At 43.3% G+C, this 15,495-nt stretch carries 20 protein-coding genes and 1 pseudogene; 14 read left to right on the top strand and 7 right to left on the bottom strand.

Features of this window, described 5'->3' with window-relative positions; translation table 11 throughout:
* The first annotated feature begins 69 nt into the window (after positions 1-69).
* Both E0H82_RS10220 and E0H82_RS10215 read left to right on the top strand, forming a co-directional pair.
* Positions 70-681, top strand: a complete 612-nt coding sequence (locus E0H82_RS10220) for a helix-hairpin-helix domain-containing protein (protein ID WP_228258647.1) — start codon at positions 70-72, stop codon at positions 679-681.
* A 128-nt stretch (positions 682-809) separates the two neighbouring features.
* Complete coding sequence (locus E0H82_RS10215) at positions 810-2,054, top strand: dicarboxylate/amino acid:cation symporter (protein ID WP_131264517.1); 1,245 nt, start codon at positions 810-812, stop codon at positions 2,052-2,054.
* 2 nt (positions 2,055-2,056) lie between these two features.
* On the opposite strand, the gene E0H82_RS10210 is transcribed toward E0H82_RS10215, so the two are convergent.
* The 7 genes from E0H82_RS10210 to E0H82_RS10180 all read right to left on the bottom strand — a co-directional run bounded on the left by E0H82_RS10210 (position 2,057) and on the right by E0H82_RS10180 (position 9,300).
* On the bottom strand, positions 2,057-2,470 hold the full coding sequence (locus E0H82_RS10210; RefSeq protein WP_131264516.1) for a VOC family protein: 414 nt from the start codon (positions 2,468-2,470) through the stop codon (positions 2,057-2,059).
* A 99-nt stretch (positions 2,471-2,569) separates the two neighbouring features.
* Positions 2,570-3,514, bottom strand: a complete 945-nt coding sequence (locus E0H82_RS10205; RefSeq protein ID WP_131264515.1) for a metal-dependent hydrolase — start codon at positions 3,512-3,514, stop codon at positions 2,570-2,572.
* Between the two features lie 122 nt (positions 3,515-3,636).
* Complete coding sequence (yihA, locus tag E0H82_RS10200) at positions 3,637-4,500, bottom strand: ribosome biogenesis GTP-binding protein YihA/YsxC (protein WP_131264514.1); 864 nt, start codon at positions 4,498-4,500, stop codon at positions 3,637-3,639.
* An 87-nt stretch (positions 4,501-4,587) separates the two neighbouring features.
* On the bottom strand, positions 4,588-5,034 hold the full coding sequence (locus E0H82_RS10195; protein ID WP_131264513.1) for an RrF2 family transcriptional regulator: 447 nt from the start codon (positions 5,032-5,034) through the stop codon (positions 4,588-4,590).
* An 85-nt stretch (positions 5,035-5,119) separates the two neighbouring features.
* Positions 5,120-6,328 carry an NO-inducible flavohemoprotein gene (hmpA, locus tag E0H82_RS10190; RefSeq protein ID WP_116761972.1) on the bottom strand — a complete coding sequence of 403 codons (1,209 nt, stop codon included), beginning with the start codon at positions 6,326-6,328 and terminating at the stop codon, positions 5,120-5,122.
* A gap of 214 nt (positions 6,329-6,542) precedes the next feature.
* On the bottom strand, positions 6,543-8,093 hold the full coding sequence (locus E0H82_RS10185) for a helicase HerA-like domain-containing protein (RefSeq protein ID WP_131264512.1): 1,551 nt from the start codon (positions 8,091-8,093) through the stop codon (positions 6,543-6,545).
* Between the two features lie 19 nt (positions 8,094-8,112).
* Positions 8,113-9,300, bottom strand: a complete 1,188-nt coding sequence (locus E0H82_RS10180) for a PLP-dependent transferase (RefSeq protein ID WP_228258646.1) — start codon at positions 9,298-9,300, stop codon at positions 8,113-8,115.
* A gap of 158 nt (positions 9,301-9,458) precedes the next feature.
* On the opposite strand from E0H82_RS10180, the gene E0H82_RS10175 reads away from it, so the two are divergent.
* The 12 genes and pseudogenes from E0H82_RS10175 (at position 9,459) to rpsQ (ending at position 15,495) form a co-directional block, all read left to right on the top strand.
* The gene (locus tag E0H82_RS10175) at positions 9,459-10,193 is read left to right on the top strand and encodes a type 1 glutamine amidotransferase (RefSeq protein WP_131264510.1); all 735 of its coding nucleotides are present in this window, start codon (positions 9,459-9,461) and stop codon (positions 10,191-10,193) included.
* A 272-nt stretch (positions 10,194-10,465) separates the two neighbouring features.
* Positions 10,466-10,777 (top strand): 30S ribosomal protein S10, encoded by a 312-nt coding sequence (gene rpsJ / locus E0H82_RS10170; protein WP_000070912.1) that lies wholly within the window; start codon positions 10,466-10,468, stop codon positions 10,775-10,777.
* A gap of 59 nt (positions 10,778-10,836) precedes the next feature.
* Positions 10,837-11,475 carry a 50S ribosomal protein L3 gene (rplC, locus tag E0H82_RS10165; protein WP_116761964.1) on the top strand — a complete coding sequence of 213 codons (639 nt, stop codon included), beginning with the start codon at positions 10,837-10,839 and terminating at the stop codon, positions 11,473-11,475.
* Between the two features lie 11 nt (positions 11,476-11,486).
* On the top strand, positions 11,487-12,089 hold the full coding sequence (gene rplD / locus E0H82_RS10160) for a 50S ribosomal protein L4 (protein ID WP_016168601.1): 603 nt from the start codon (positions 11,487-11,489) through the stop codon (positions 12,087-12,089).
* Positions 12,086-12,406, top strand: coding sequence for a 50S ribosomal protein L23 (rplW, locus tag E0H82_RS10155; RefSeq protein WP_116761962.1), 321 nt, complete (start codon positions 12,086-12,088; stop codon positions 12,404-12,406). Before rplD ends, rplW begins: the two co-directional genes overlap by 4 nt.
* A gap of 11 nt (positions 12,407-12,417) precedes the next feature.
* Positions 12,418-13,242 carry a 50S ribosomal protein L2 gene (gene rplB / locus E0H82_RS10150; protein WP_116761960.1) on the top strand — a complete coding sequence of 275 codons (825 nt, stop codon included), beginning with the start codon at positions 12,418-12,420 and terminating at the stop codon, positions 13,240-13,242.
* A gap of 13 nt (positions 13,243-13,255) precedes the next feature.
* Entirely contained in the window at positions 13,256-13,531 is a 276-nt protein-coding gene (rpsS, locus tag E0H82_RS10145; protein ID WP_004281508.1) for a 30S ribosomal protein S19, read from the top strand.
* Between the two features lie 9 nt (positions 13,532-13,540).
* On the top strand, positions 13,541-13,870 hold the full coding sequence (rplV, locus tag E0H82_RS10140) for a 50S ribosomal protein L22 (protein WP_004691320.1): 330 nt from the start codon (positions 13,541-13,543) through the stop codon (positions 13,868-13,870).
* 1 nt (position 13,871) lies between these two features.
* Positions 13,872-14,691, top strand: a pseudogene (rpsC, locus tag E0H82_RS10135) (30S ribosomal protein S3).
* A complete protein-coding gene (gene rplP, locus E0H82_RS10130) occupies positions 14,631-15,044 on the top strand; it encodes a 50S ribosomal protein L16 (protein ID WP_016168597.1) in 414 nt (137 codons plus the stop codon). Before rpsC ends, rplP begins: the two are co-directional and overlap by 61 nt.
* Positions 15,044-15,241, top strand: coding sequence for a 50S ribosomal protein L29 (rpmC, locus tag E0H82_RS10125; RefSeq protein WP_004650482.1), 198 nt, complete (start codon positions 15,044-15,046; stop codon positions 15,239-15,241). The genes rplP and rpmC overlap by 1 nt, the downstream gene beginning before the upstream one ends.
* Positions 15,238-15,495: a 30S ribosomal protein S17 gene (gene rpsQ, locus E0H82_RS10120; RefSeq protein ID WP_016168596.1), complete on the top strand. Its 258-nt coding sequence runs from the start codon at positions 15,238-15,240 to the stop codon at positions 15,493-15,495. The genes rpmC and rpsQ overlap by 4 nt, the downstream gene beginning before the upstream one ends.

The following is a 15,495-nucleotide window of genomic DNA, read 5'->3' as shown; positions in this document are numbered from 1 at the left end:
ATAGGTGAGTTTGCTGTGCTCAAAAATTCAATGGTAAGACTATTGCGAACTCACCTTAAGATGTCGATGATGACCGTCAGTATATGTTTCGCGATTTCGAGTTGTTCAAATGATGCATCGACTTCACAAGAATACCAAAATGCCTGTTATGGTGAACCCTTATTTACAATAGAGCAGCGTAATCAGGCATTAGAAGATGGTTATACGATTAACCAACAATATAAATGTATTGATATAAACTCTTATCGTGCCATGCAAGAAGCTCAAGCTCAAAGAGAGGCGGAAAAGTCACCAGAAGCTTTAGCACGAAAGAAAGCTGAAGATGAAGCTCACGATGCTAGAAATGCCCAACAACGTCAAATAAGACAAGCAGAGAAAGACGCTAAACGTGCTTTGCGCTATGAATTGCATTTGGTGGAAATTAATGCCGCATCGGCTGCTGAGTTAGCAAAAGTGTGTAGTATCCGTGAGGAAACAGCTGAAAAAATTGTGAAAGAACGTATAAATGGTGGGCAATTTAAGGATTGGGTTGATGTTATTCACAGAGTAATTGCACTTAGTTCAGCACAAAATGTTTTATATGCTTCGACCTGTGGCTTAGTTGTCAATGGTGCTAGCTTTGATGGCGTACCAGCAAATGAAGAAAAAGCTCAAATGATCTTCCAACAATATCTTCGTTGAAAACGCGATGGGTAGGTGAATCATTTATTGGCTTTTTTATCATAAGGTTGTGACAAAAAATTGCTCGATTCTTCAACATCAGCATGACATAGTAGTGTTAAGTTCAAATGCTTTCTTTATCAATCACAATGAATTTAAACACACAGATTTTAATTGCTGCCATTCTGGGGATTGCTTTTGGTTTTCTGCTCAGTGTCTTTCCACAGAGTAGCTTCTTTAGCACCAGTTTATATGGCTTGGGCATTATCAGTAGTATTTTCATTGGCCTACTGAAAATGCTGCTAATTCCACTCATTTTTAGCTCAATTGTGGTTGGGGTATCCAACTTGCAAGCAGGTGGGCAACTTGGAAAAGTATGGAAAATCACGGTCGCCTGCTGTGTCACCACCACCACTTTAGCCTTAATTTTAGGTATTGGCTGTGCACATTTATTTGACGTCGGGAAGGGGGTAGATATCGCCTTATTCCAGAATGACATGAATCAATACCAAACGCCTGATACCTTAACGCCATCGTCTTTCTTTACCAATTTTATTCAGAATACGTTAATCAATCCATTTAAAGCCTTTGCAGAAGGGAATGTCTTGGCAGTGGTGGTGTTTACACTCTTTATTGGTGTGGCATTGGTACATGGGGGGGAGCGTTTTAAAGCGGTGCGTCAGCTTGCAGGACAGTTCTTTGAAATCATGATGCTGATGATCCGTTGGGTCATGAAACTGGCGCCATTGGGGATTTTTGCATTACTCGCCAAACTGATTGCCACGGAAGATCTTTCGGTACTCAGCCGTTTAGCCGAATTTGCTGTGGTGGTGACAGGAACGACCATTTTTCATGGTGCGGTGGTGTTGCCATTGTTGTTATGGGTTTTTGGCAAGATGGATCCTGTGACGTTCTTTAAAGGTACGCGAGCCGCGTTGATTACCGCATTTGCTACCAGTTCCAGTTCTGCGACCATGCCGCTATCCATGAAATGTGCACAAGAAAATCTCAAAGTCAGTCCTGCCACCGCAGGCTTTGTGATTCCACTGGGTACGCAGTTGAACATGGATGGCACAGCGCTATATGAAGCTGCGGCTGCGTTGTTTGTGGCCAATTTAATTGGTTTAGACTTGAGTCTGGGACAACAAATCATTGTCTGCTTAACCGCGATGATCGCATCATTAGGCGCACCTGGTATTCCAAGTGCAGGCATGGTCACCATGATTATGGTGTTGCAATCGGTGGGTTTACCCGCAGAGGCGATCGCGATTTTATTGCCGATCGACCGCTTGTTGGATACGGTGCGAACCGTGGTAAACGTGCAAGGCGATATGATGATTAGTGTGGTGGTTGATCGCCATACTCGTGAAGCTGTGACGGAACCAAACAGCTAGCTTTATTCCCAACAAGGATTCCAAACAATTTCCCAAAGATGTCCATCTAGGTCTTGAAAATAGCCTGCATAGCCACCGTAAAAAGTGGTTTGTGCAGCTTTGGTGGTGGTTGCTCCAGCTCTTTTAGCGAGTGCCATAATGGCATCGACTTCGGCTGCTGAACCGACATTGTGTCCTAGCGAAAATCCGGTCGGACAGAACGGTGTTGAAGCCAAGCCCGAATTTTGACTTAAACTCTGTTGCGGCCAAAGTGCCAGTTTTAAGCCAGACTGTAATTCAATAAAGGCGACCGCGCCATTTTCATATTCTTGTCCAATAATACCGTCACTTTTAAAACCCAATCCTTGGCAGTAAAAATTGAGTGAAGCTTGTAGATCATGAACCGCAAGGGTCAGTACACTGAGATGGGCGTGCATGGCGAGTGCTCAACATCTAAACATGATATTTTAGAATGAGCGAAAAAGCAGGTCTATTCAGCCTGCTTTTTGTAGTGTTCCGACATACGGATAATTGATTTATGCGACTTTGAGCATCGCGCGAAGTGCAGCAGGCGATTGATTGAGGTAAGCAATTGCATCTTCAGTTTTGGCTTCATGTACAGGGTCGTACCACGGCATTAAGTAGCCCAATTGTTGAGAGATGAGCCAGAGTGGGTTTGGCAACAAACCATTGTTGCGTTGAGAAATTGCATACCATTCACGCCAAATCCAAGCTTTGTAGATTGCAGGGCGAATCGATTTAAAGCGTGGGTCTTGTTGCATGATATGTGCTGTGCCATCAACCCATAGCCCAAGTACCGCAGCAATCACCACAACACTGAGGTAATAACGTGCCAGATAGCCGCCACCCAAATGTCGGTACAAATCGAATGCCACGGTACGGTGTTCAATTTCTTCAGCACCATGCCATTTCACTAAATCTAGCATGGCAGGATCTGCACCACGTTTTTGCCACTCGGTATTGTAGAGTGCGTATTTACCCAAAACACAGGTCATATGCTCAACTGTGGCAACAATCCCTAAACGGAACAAGTCCCATTGATGTTCTAGCGGTTTAGGAATGTTTAAGCCCAGAGGTTGATCTGCCAGTAGCTTTCCAAATAAAAAATCCATCAGATCCAGATTACGTTGAATGTCGATTTGGCGTTCGCGTAAATATTCTTTGTTGGCAGAGTTGTGTGCTTGAGCATGCATGGCTTCTTGACGAATAAAGGCTTGTACATCTTGTTTGAGTTTTTCATCTTGAATTTGCGGTAGGACTTTATTGTACAAACGGCAAAACCAGAACTCGCCTGCCGGTAAAATCATATTAATTTCATTAATAAAATAGCTGACAAAAGGTTGTTCTGGCACCCAGTCCACGGGTGTATTTTGCCATTCAAACTTCACTTTGCGCGGTTGAATACGATATTGAATTGAAGAGCTAATTTTTGTTTTTCTCAGGCGTTGTAAGAGTTTCATTCTACGGTCTCAAGCTTTTTTGACGCATTGAGGGCAGTATGAAAAAAATATCCCGCAATGTGTTTAGCAATACGGGACATTTCAATGTCAATTCATGAAGAGTTGATGGGGTTGAATCGCACTTAATCTTGTTTCGGTGCTTGCTCAGGGGTATCTACTTCAATTTCCTCGGCATCAAAAGCTTCGCTCTCATCATCTTCAATGCTGTCTTCGGCTAAATCATCTGCTTCTGCTTCAGGAATAAGCGCTAGGTCAAACTGGGCAGATTGTTCAAGGGTGAAATTCAGGCGCCCACCCATGACACTGGCAAGTTCTTCTAAACCTTGTTTGTTTAATGAAGAGAACAATTGAATCGAGAAATCGAGTTTCATTTTCTTCAATTGTTGTTTGACGTCTAATAAGGCTTGGTTGGCAGGACCACGGTTCATCTTATCTGATTTGGTCAACAGCACATGCACAAACAGTTTACGTGAGTAAGCCCATTCCAGCATCATCACATCAAAATGTTGTAGAGGATGACGGATATCCATCAACAATACCAAGCCCTGTAGGCTTTGACGATGAATCAGATAATTTTCAAGCTCTTTCTGCCACACAATTTTCATGGCTTCAGGAACGGCTGCATATCCATAGCCTGGTAAATCGACCAGACGTTGATCTGGATTGCCCAAACTAAAGAAGTTGATCATTTGGGTACGCCCTGGTTTTTTCGAGGCGCGTGCCAACTGCTTTTGATTGGTTAACGCATTAATTGCACTGGATTTACCCGCATTGGAACGTCCAGCAAACGCAATTTCGTAACCAGTATCTTCTACGCAGATATCGAGCTTGGGTGCACTCATTAAAAATGCGGCTTTACGTAGCCAGTTGAGTGCGCGTACAGCATATTCAGTAATCACAGGATCAAGCTTTTTCTCATAGCTGATCTTTTGCTTAGGCGCCTGCGCGGTTTTACTGTTTTTTGATTTTCCTCTGCTGTGGTGCATAACTCAACTTCATTCACTTATTTTCAAGTGCCTAGTATAAAGGAAGTCGCCCACGCACGCGAATTTTCCTCTTGTAACTTGAAAATGTTATAGGTTGAGTAGTTCAATGCCATTTGTAATGGTCTTGGTCTTTTTAGCATTTGAGCGCGCAAGTACTTCACCTAAGGTGTATTGGTTTAAATGCTGATAAAACTGATCGAGTGCTTGATCTAAAATACTTTTTAGACCGCAATGACTTCTAAGTACACACGGAGGATTGTTGCATTCCACAATCTGATTTTCACCTTGTAGGGTTCTGACTGCATCACCGACTTTAAGGTGAACCGCATCGGGATTCAGCCGTATGCCGCCGCCTTTACCACGGGTGGTGATCAACCAGTTTTGCTTGCCCATAAAATGCACAATTTTAACCAAATGGTTTTGTGATACCTGAAGGTCTGCTGCAATTTCAGCAATGGTATAAGCATGTGCTCGTGGTCGTGAAATATACATAAGTATACGCAGGGCATAATCGGTAAATTTGTTTAGTTGCATGATTGTGCTCATCTTTTTTTGAGATGAATAGATAAGGCTAGTCTAACATAGACTAGCCTTATACGGTACGCATGCGGTAGCAGGTTTAGATGCGAACCCCACCTGTACCAAATGCTTCACTATGAATTTGTTCAGGTTTAATGCCGCGAGCGACGAGGGCTTTATGTTGTTCTGCCATAAATGGCATTGGGCCACATAGGTAGTAATCGGCATTTTTTGGTAACAATGCTGCATCCACAGTGCCTAAGTCTAAGCGTCCAGCCACATCATAATCATCACCTAATACATCGCCTTCATGTGGAAATTCGTAGGCAGTAAACGTTGTTAGGCGAGGGAATTTTGATTTCTGCTCATGAATATGTTGTTTCATGGCATGGACTTGGCTGCTGCGACAAGCATGAATAAAGCTGACAGGTTGTGGCATATCCAGTGTAACCAATTGATTAAGCATGGCAATCATTGGGGTTAAGCCCACACCACCACTGATAAAGACATTGCGTTTGCTGCTATCAATCAGATAGAAGTTACCTGTTGGTGCAGAGACTTCAATTTCAGCACCTTCAGCCAAACCATGCAGTGTGCTTGATACCCAACCACCAGCTAAATCACCTTTCTCATCTTCACGTTTTACCGAAATGCGTAAATAGTCGGCTTGCGGGCTGGTCGATAAAGTGTATTGGCGAGGTTGTTTTAAACCTAACTCTTCGACAAATACGCGAACTGAAATATATTGACCTGCTTCATATTTTGGTAATGCACCGCCGTCGACAGGCGCAAGATAGAAAGAGGTAATTTCATCACTTTCTACCACTTTCTTGGCAATTTTAAAATTACGCCAGCCTAACCAACTACCTTGGGTTTGTTGATGCAGATTATAAATGGCTTTTTCAGTGCTAATAAATAGATCTGCCAACTGCCCATAAGCCGCTGCCCACGCATCAATTAATGGATCTTCCATTGAGATGTTAAGGACTTCACTGATGGAATGGAGCAAGTTTTCACCCACAATATTGTAGTCAGGGGCTTGAATATTTAGGCTGACATGTTTGTGTGCGATTAATTCAACCACAGGTAAAAGAACAGAAGGGTCTTCGATATTTTCTGCATAAGCCAATACGGCACCCGCAAGTGCTTGTGCTTGAGCGCCGCTACGTTGGTGTCCCATATTAAAGGTTTCTTTTAATTCAGGATTATTCCCTAACATGCGATTATAAAAATAGCCGGTTAATGCAACGCCATTTTCACGAAGAACAGGGACAGTGGCTTTTACAAGTTCAATTTGCTGCGGAGTCATGATGTGATCTCACTTGGCTGTTATTTATAAGATGTATTTAAAATACATATTTAATATTTTAATTGCAATCTATTTTTAACACAAAACCCTATTATTTTTATGGAATAAATAATCTAAGGGGTTGTGGAGAAAAAAAGACCTTAGAAATGATGGAAAATCTAAGGTCGGTATTGGTATCTTGATATGTCGATGGCGTTGAAAAATGATTAGAACGCTATTTACCACCAAATAAAGAACCGAGTAAACCACGCATAATTTTTTGTCCTGTAGAGCCACCTAAACTGCGGGCAGCACTTTTGGCAAAAGTTCCCACAATATCTTCGGTGAACTTTTCCCGCTGCTTGGCAGCATGATCGGCTTCTTTTTGTTGTTCTCGCGCTATACGTTCCTGATCTTTGGCCTGTTGTTTAGCAAAGGTTTCTTGTTGTTTAGCTTGTTCTTTCGCAAGGACATCTGCTTGAGCTTGCTGTTGGCGTTCAGCCACTTTTTGCTGTAAACGTTCGTAAGCGCTGTCACGGTCTATACTTTGTTCATATACGCCTGCCACGCTACTTTTGCTCATTAATGCTTTGCGGATTTCGGGTGAAATTGGGCTAAACGCAGAGTAGGGAGGCATGACCCAGCCACGCTCGACAATTTGTGGTATGCCTTGTTCATCGAGGCAACTGATTAGCGCTTCACCAACGCCCAGTTCGGTAATGGCTTGCTCGACATCAAACTCAGGATTGGCACGAAAAGTTGTGGCTGCAGTTTTAACTGCTTTTTGATCTTTAGGGGTAAAGGCGCGTAATGCATGTTGTACTCGATTCCCCAGTTGCCCTAATACGCTTTCAGGTAAATCCAACGGATTCTGGGTTACAAAATAAATCCCGACGCCTTTGGAGCGAATTAAGCGTACTACTTGTTCAATTTTTTCTTGCAGTGCAGCACTGGCATTATCAAAAAGTAAATGAGCTTCATCAAAGAAGAACACCAGTTTCGGTTTATCCATGTCGCCAACTTCAGGTAACTGCTCGAATAACTCAGAGAGCATCCAGAGGAGAAAAGTGGCATACAGTTTGGGGGTGTTCATCAATTTATCTGCTGCAAGTAAATTGATGTAACCTCGACCATCGGCATCGGTTTGAATAAAATCAAGAATATTCAAACTAGGTTCACCAAAAAACTGATCTCCGCCCTGATCGGCCAGTGCCAGTAAGTTGCGTTGAATGGCCCCTAGACTGGCAGGGGAGAGATTGCCGTATTCAGCTTTAAATTCTGCGGCATGTTCGCTGACATAACCGAGCATGGCTTTTAAATCTTTAAAGTCAATCAATAGTAGCCCCTGATCATCTGCAATCCGAAAAACTGCCGATAAAACCCCTTCCTGTGTGTCGTTTAAATTCAACATTTGTGCCAGTAAAAGTGGTCCAATTTCAGATACTGTGCTGCGAATTGGATGTCCTTGCTCGCCAAATAAATCCCAGAAAACCATAGGTGAGGCAGCAAAGGGAATGGAATCAATGCCTAGGTTTTTAATGCGTTCATCAAATTTTGGATTGCTACTGCCAGCTTGGGCTAGACTAGAAACATCGCCCTTGGCATCGGCAAGGAAAACCGGTACACCAATGCGTGAAAAACTTTCCGCCAATACCTTTAAGGTCACCGTCTTACCAGTTCCCGTTGCACCCGCAATTAGACCGTGCCGATTGGCAAATTGAGAATGTAAAACAATGTCTTGTGTGGTATCCGTGGTTTTTTTTGCAATGACGATTGGTTTACTCATTTTTCACCTATTTTAGAATTTATTCGAGCTGTTTTAATGCGTTTTGAATATCTTGGACTAAATCGTCAGCATCTTCTAGTCCTATACAAAAGCGGACCAATAAACCTTGTTGTAAATGTGTATTTTTCAGTGAACGCATGTGGTTGAGTTCATACAGCATGACCAAGCTGATTGGGCCACCCCAGCTAAATCCGAGCTTAAATAAATTCAGATGATCACAAAATTCACGCACTGCTTTTAAGTCATATTCGGGCTTAAAAATCACACTCACCAAGCCTGCACTTTTGCCTGTGAGGCACACTTGTTTCCAGTGTGCATGCCCTGCAGCATCAGGATCACTCGGATGTAAGACCTGACTAAATTGCGGTTGTTGTTTTAACCATGCAAGTAGTTTTAAGGCTGATGTTGCTTGTTGTTCGTAACGGATGGCCATGTGAGCCAAGCTACGCTGAATCTGGGCGGTGTCATCGCCAGAAACGGCAATCCCTTGTATAGCATGCATACGGAATAATTGATGATGTAGTTGCTGATTGCGTGTCACCACAGAGCCCATCAAAATATCACCACCACCACTCGGATATTTGGTTAAGGCATGCACACTAATATCTACAGCCAAATGTTCATCAGAAAAATCAAACGGATTAAAGGCTAAACCAGCACCCCAAGTATTATCCAACACTGTCAAAATCTGTTCAGCTTGTGCTTTTTGAACTAAGCCGATTAAATCAGGGAATTCTAAGGTGACGGATCCCGCAGCTTCAAGCCAAAGGAGTTTGGCATGGTCGGATGGGGTAAAACTTGTAACATCTACAGGATTATAAACTTGCACTTGAATGCCGTAGCGTTTTTCCAGATTACGCAGATGCTCCATATTAGGACCATAGACATTATCGGGTACCCAGACTTCATCGCCTTGCGCGAGTAAAGCGGAATTGACTAAATTAATTGCAGAAAGTCCACTGGGTGCCAATAAGCAGTATTCGCCACCTTCAATTTGAGCGATTTGATCTGCTAAAGTAAACGTTGTTGGAGTGCCATGAGTGCCATAGCTGTAGTCATACGGGTCAGTCCAGTGGCGATTAAATAGTGCATCGGTATTTTCAAAAATAATGGTGGATGCACGAAACAGGGGAGGTTGAACGCTAGAAATATATTGGGGTGCTTTTCTTGGTGCATGAATTAGCGCAGTTTGAGGTTTCTTGTTCAAGATGTGACTCATGTAAAGCGTAGGATGGAACCTAGATTAAGAGAATATGTCAATTTTCGCTACCGAATTGGGAAGAACTGTAAAAACAAGCAACCAAATCAAAAGTTGGCTTCAATTTTGCTAAATCTAAGCAAAGCTACAACAATAGGTTACAGCGCATGAAGTCGCATTTAAAAGTACATTATTTTCAGCATATTGCTGGTGAAGGGTTCGGTAGTTGTTATGAGTTTTTAAAAGCACATCAGGCACAAATTACAGCCACAGAATTTTTTGCCTTACCTGTGGATTTACCTCTGGAAATTGAGGCTTTACCGCAAATTGAAGATGTAGATCTTCTCATCATCATGGGAGGAACCATGAGTGTAAATGATGAGGTTAATTATCCATGGTTAAAAATCGAAAAGCGCTGGCTAAGACGTTATTTGGCATTGGGTAAGCCTGCTATTGGTCTGTGCTTGGGTGGACAATTGATCGCGAATGCTTTGGGTGCTGCGGTCAGTAAGAGTGGCATGCAGGAACTGGGTTGGACGACGGTACGTAAAGTACAACATGTACCCCAAGATTGCTTTGAGCTACCTGAGCAGTTCAATGTCATGCAGTGGCACAGTGAGACCTTTGAAATTCCCAAAGGCGCGATTCATTTGGCAGAAAATGATGTATGTCGTAATCAAATGTACCAGATTGGAAGAAATGTACTCGGTTTTCAATTTCATCCCGAAATTACACCCGAAACCCTGAGTTTATTTTTAGAGAATGATGATGAGCTGGCTCACTTTTCTGGAGCCTTTGTGCAAACTGAAAGTGAATTAAAACGCTCACAGAGGGCACATTTTTTCGAGGGAAATCAGTTGCTCAATCAAGCGATTGAGTATGTCTTACAAAAAACAGCATAGCGGTTAAATAACAAACAACTGAAAATCATGGAAATTTGAAAAAAAGACCAAAAAAGGCAAAATGGATTTGCTTAAGCGTTAAACAATGGCTATAATGAGCGACCCTTTAATGAAAGGGGGTTAACTGCGAAGAAAGTAGTTAACATCGTGACAGTCGTGGCATCGATCATGACCTTAGTGATATTTCACTGCTCTTGACACTTACCCTTTATTTAGTGGGGTGAGATGCGTCAAGGGTGATTCTTTATATATTTGGCTTGGAGTTAACTGGTATGTCTAACCAGAGAATTCGTATCCGTTTGAAGTCTTTTGATCACCGTTTAATTGATCAATCTGCTCAAGAGATCGTAGAAACAGCAAAACGTACTGGCGCACAAGTTTGTGGTCCAATCCCGATGCCAACTCGCATCGAACGTTTTAACGTTTTAACATCACCACACGTTAACAAAGATGCGCGTGACCAATATGAGATCCGCACTTACAAACGTTTGATCGACATCGTTCAACCTACAGATAAAACTGTTGATGCATTGATGAAGTTAGATCTTGCTGCTGGTGTTGATGTTCAGATCGCTTTGGGTTAAGACTTTCGGTTAATTAACGTTTTTAAGTTAATTAGGCCGCTTTTTTAGAGGTTATGCACATGGCTATTGGTTTAGTCGGTCGCAAGTGCGGTATGACCCGTATCTTTACAGATGCTGGTGTTTCTGTGCCTGTAACAGTGATTGAGGTTGATCCTAACCGCATCACTCAAATCAAAACGCTTGAAACTGATGGTTATCAAGCGATTCAAATCACTACTGGTGAACGTCGCGAATCTCGTGTAACTAACGCTCAGAAAGGTCACTTTGCGAAAGCGGGTGTTGCTGCTGGTCGTCTAGTTCAAGAATTCCGCGCTACAGAAGCTGATCTTGAAGGTCGTGAAGTTGGTGGTGTTCTAACTGTTGATTTGTTCACAGTTGGTCAAATCGTTGACGTTACTGGTACGTCTAAAGGTAAAGGTTTCCAAGGTGGTGTTAAGCGTTGGAACTTCCGTACCCAAGATGCTACTCACGGTAACTCACTTTCTCACCGTGTTTTAGGTTCTACTGGTCAAAACCAGACTCCTGGTCGCGTATTCAAAGGCAAAAAAATGGCTGGCCATTTAGGTGCTGAACGCGTAACTACACAGGGTCTTGAGATCGTTGCTATCGACACAGAGCGTTCAGTTCTAGTTGTTAAGGGCGCGATTCCTGGTGCTACTGGTGGCGACGTTACCGTTCGTCCTACGATCAAGGCCTGAGGGGAAATAACGTGAATTTAAAAACTGTTTCCGGCTCTGCTGTTGAATTATCTGAAGTTGCTTTCGGTCGTGAATTTAACGAAGCTCTTGTACACCAAGTTGTTACAGCTTACTTAGCTGGTGGTCGTCAAGGTTCGAAAGCTCAGAAATCACGTGCTGACGTATCTGGCGGTGGTAAAAAACCATTCCGTCAAAAAGGTACTGGCCGTGCGCGTGCTGGTTCTATTCGTAGCCCAATCTGGGTTGGTGGTGGTAAAACTTTTGCTGCTCGTCCACAAGATTGGTCTCAAAAAGTAAACCGCAAAATGTACCGCGGTGCAATGCAATGTATCTTAGCTGAACTTGTTCGCCAAGATCGCCTTGTATTAGTTGAAGAGATTGCTGTTGCAGCTCCAAAAACTAAAGAATTGCTTGCGAAACTTAACGACTTGAATGCTACTCGCGCATTGATCGTTACTGATGCTGTAGATGAGAATCTATATCTAGCAGCTCGCAACATTCCACACGTTGATGTGGTTGATGCTACTGCAATCGATCCTGTTAGCTTGATCGCGTTCGATAAAGTTGTTATGTCTGTTGCTGCTGCTAAGAAAATTGAGGTAGAACTCGGATGAACAACGAACGTATCTATCAAGTCCTACAAGGACCTGTATTCTCAGAAAAAGCACAAGTTTTAGGTGAGACTGCTGGTGTTCAAGTTTTTAAAGTTGCACTTGATGCAAATAAACTTGAAATCAAAAAAGCAGTTGAACAACTCTTTGGTGTTCAGGTTGTTAAAGTTAACACAACGATCACTAAAGGTAAGTCTAAACGCTTTGGTAAAACATTAGGACGTCGTTCTGATGTTAAAAAAGCATACGTCACCCTGAAAGCTGGCCAAGATGTTGAAATGGCTGACTTGGGCGATACCGCTGAAAGCACAGCGGAATAAGGACGAGAATTATGCCAATTCAAAAATGTAAGCCAACGTCTCCTGGACGTCGCTTTGTAGAGAAAGTCGTTCACGACCATCTTCACAAAGGCGCGCCTTATGCTCCGTTGGTTGAAGCTAAAAAACGTACTGGTGGTCGTAACAACAACGGTCACATCACGACTCGTCACGTTGGTGGTGGTCACAAGCAGCACTACCGTCTTGTTGACTTTAAACGTAACAAAGATGGCATTCCTGCGACTGTAGAGCGTATTGAATACGATCCTAACCGTACAGCACACATTGCACTTGTATTGTATGCTGATGGTGAGCGTCGCTACATCATCGCGCCTAAAGGCCTTCGCGCTGGCGATAAAGTTCAATCTGGTAACGATGCTCCAATTCGTCCAGGTAACTGCTTGCCGCTTCGCAACATGCCGATCGGTTCTACTCTTCACAACATCGAACTTAAAATCGGTAAAGGCGCGCAATTAGCTCGTTCTGCTGGTACTTCAGTTCAGTTGTTGGGTCGTGACGGTTCTTACGCCATCGTTCGTTTACGTTCTGGTGAAATGCGTAAAATTCACGTTGAGTGCCGTGCAGTTCTTGGTGAAGTTTCTAACCAAGAAAGCAACCTTCGCTCACTTGGTAAAGCAGGTGCAGCACGCTGGCGTGGCGTTCGTCCTACCGTTCGTGGTATGGCGATGAACCCAGTTGATCACCCACACGGTGGTGGTGAAGGGCGTAACAAAGGTATTCAACCTGTAAGCCCATGGGGTCAAAAAGCTAAAGGGTACAAGACACGTACCAACAAGCGTACGACTAAGATGATTATTCGCGATCGTCGCGTCAAGTAAAGGAATCTGACTAATGCCTCGTTCATTGAAAAAAGGTCCATTCGTCGATGCGCACTTGTTCGCTAAGGTTGAAGCTGCTATTGCTGCTAACAATCGTAAGCCGATCAAGACTTGGTCACGTCGTTCGATGATCCTCCCGGATTTTGTTGGTTTAACAATCTCTGTACATAATGGCCGTAACCATGTTCCAGTGATCGTATCTGAACACATGGTTGGTCACAAACTTGGTGAATTCGCGCCAACTCGTACCTATCGCGGTCACGGTGTTGACAAGAAATCTAAACGTTAAGGTGCTATGATGGAAGTTACTGCTAAATTACGCGGTGCCGCTATCTCGGCACAAAAAACTCGTTTGGTTGCAGACCTAATCCGTGGCAAATCTGTTGCTCACGCGCTTAATATTCTTAACTTCAGCAACAAAAAAGCTGCAGTTTTGGTTAAAAAAGCATTGGAATCTGCAATTGCAAACGCTGAACACAATAACAGTTTAGATGTAGACGACCTTAAGGTAACTACGATTTACGTTGATGAAGGCACTAGCCTTAAACGTATTATGCCACGTGCTAAAGGCCGTGCAGATCGTATTACTAAGCGTACTTGTCACATTACCGTTAAGGTAGGGGTTTGATATGGGTCAGAAGGTTCATCCAATCGGTATCCGCCTTGGTGTTGTAAAACGTCATAACGCCAACTGGTATGCGAGTCCGAAACAATACGCTGAATATTTGCTTAAAGATCTTCAAGTTCGTGAGTTTTTAACTAAAAAACTTAAGAATGCAATGATCAGCAATATTCTTATCGAACGTCCTACGGGCGCTGCTAAAGTAACTATTAGCACTGCACGTCCTGGTATCGTGATCGGTAAAAAAGGCGAAGACATTGAGAAATTACAGCGTGAACTTACTCAAATTATGGGTATTCCAGCGCAAGTAAGCATCAACGAAATCGATCGCCCAGACTTAGACGCTCGTTTAGTTGCTGAAGCAATTGCTTCTCAATTAGAAAAGCGTGTTATGTTCCGTCGTGCTATGAAGCGTGCGGTACAAAACACGATGCGTGCTGGTGCTAAAGGTATCAAAGTTGAAGTTTCTGGCCGTTTAGGTGGTGCAGAGATTGCTCGTACAGAATGGTATCGTGAAGGTCGTGTACCTTTGCATACGCTTCGTGCGGACATCGACTACTCAACTATGCGTGCTGAAACGACTTACGGTACGATTGGTGTTAAAGTATGGATCTTCCGTGGTGAGATCTTGGGTGGCATGAAACAAGTCATGAACCCAGCTCCAGCTGAAGAGCGTCCAGCTAAACGCGGTCGTGGTCGTGGTGAAGGTCAAGAGCAACGTCGTGGACGTCGTAATGACCGTGCTGCTGACAAGGGAGAATAATCCATGTTGCTACCTAAACGTACCAAATTCCGTAAAGTGCAAAAAGGCCGTAACACTGGTCTAGCGCACCGTGGTAGTACAGTATCATTTGGTTCAATCGCGCTTAAAGCAACTGAACGTGGTCGTATGACTTCACGTCAAATTGAAGCTGCGCGTCGTACCATTAGCCGTCGTGTTAAGCGTGGTGGTAAGATCTTTATTCGTGTATTCCCAGACAAACCAATTACTGAAAAGCCATTAGAAGTTCGTATGGGTAACGGTAAAGGTAATGTGGAGTACTGGGTTTGTGAAATCAAACCAGGTAAGATCCTGTACGAAATGGAAGGTGTGAACGAAGAATTGGCGCGTGAAGCATTTACGCTTGCTGCTGCTAAGCTTCCGTTTAAAACCACTATCGTGACTCGGACGGTAATGTAATGAAAACTAAAGATCTACGTGAAAAATCGGTAGAAGAGTTGACAGCTTTGCTTGATGAGCAACAGCTTAACCAATTCCGTCTTCGTATGGCTAAAGCAACTGGTCAATTGGGTAAGTCGCACGAAGTTGCGCTTACTCGTAAGACTATTGCTCGTATTAAGACCCTCCTTACCGAAAAACAGGGGAACGGACAATGAGTGAAAAAACAGTCCGCACGTTAACCGGCAAAGTAGTAAGCGACAAAATGGACAAGTCTATTGTTGTACTTATCGAACGTCGTGTTCAACACCCGTTGTATGGCAAATCAATCCGCCGTTCAACTAAATTACATGCTCATGATGAGAACAACACTGCTAAATTAGGCGACGTTGTGACAATCAAAGAAAGCCGCCCAATTTCTAAAACAAAGTCTTGGACTTTAGTTGAAGTTGTTGAAGCTGCTGCTGAGTAA

The sequence above is a fragment of the Acinetobacter sp. ANC 4910 genome (assembly GCF_004331035.1).
In the GTDB taxonomy this organism is placed as follows: domain Bacteria; phylum Pseudomonadota; class Gammaproteobacteria; order Pseudomonadales; family Moraxellaceae; genus Acinetobacter.
Note: the sequence above shows the minus strand (reverse complement) of the source record. Positions and strands in the feature narration are given on the sequence as shown.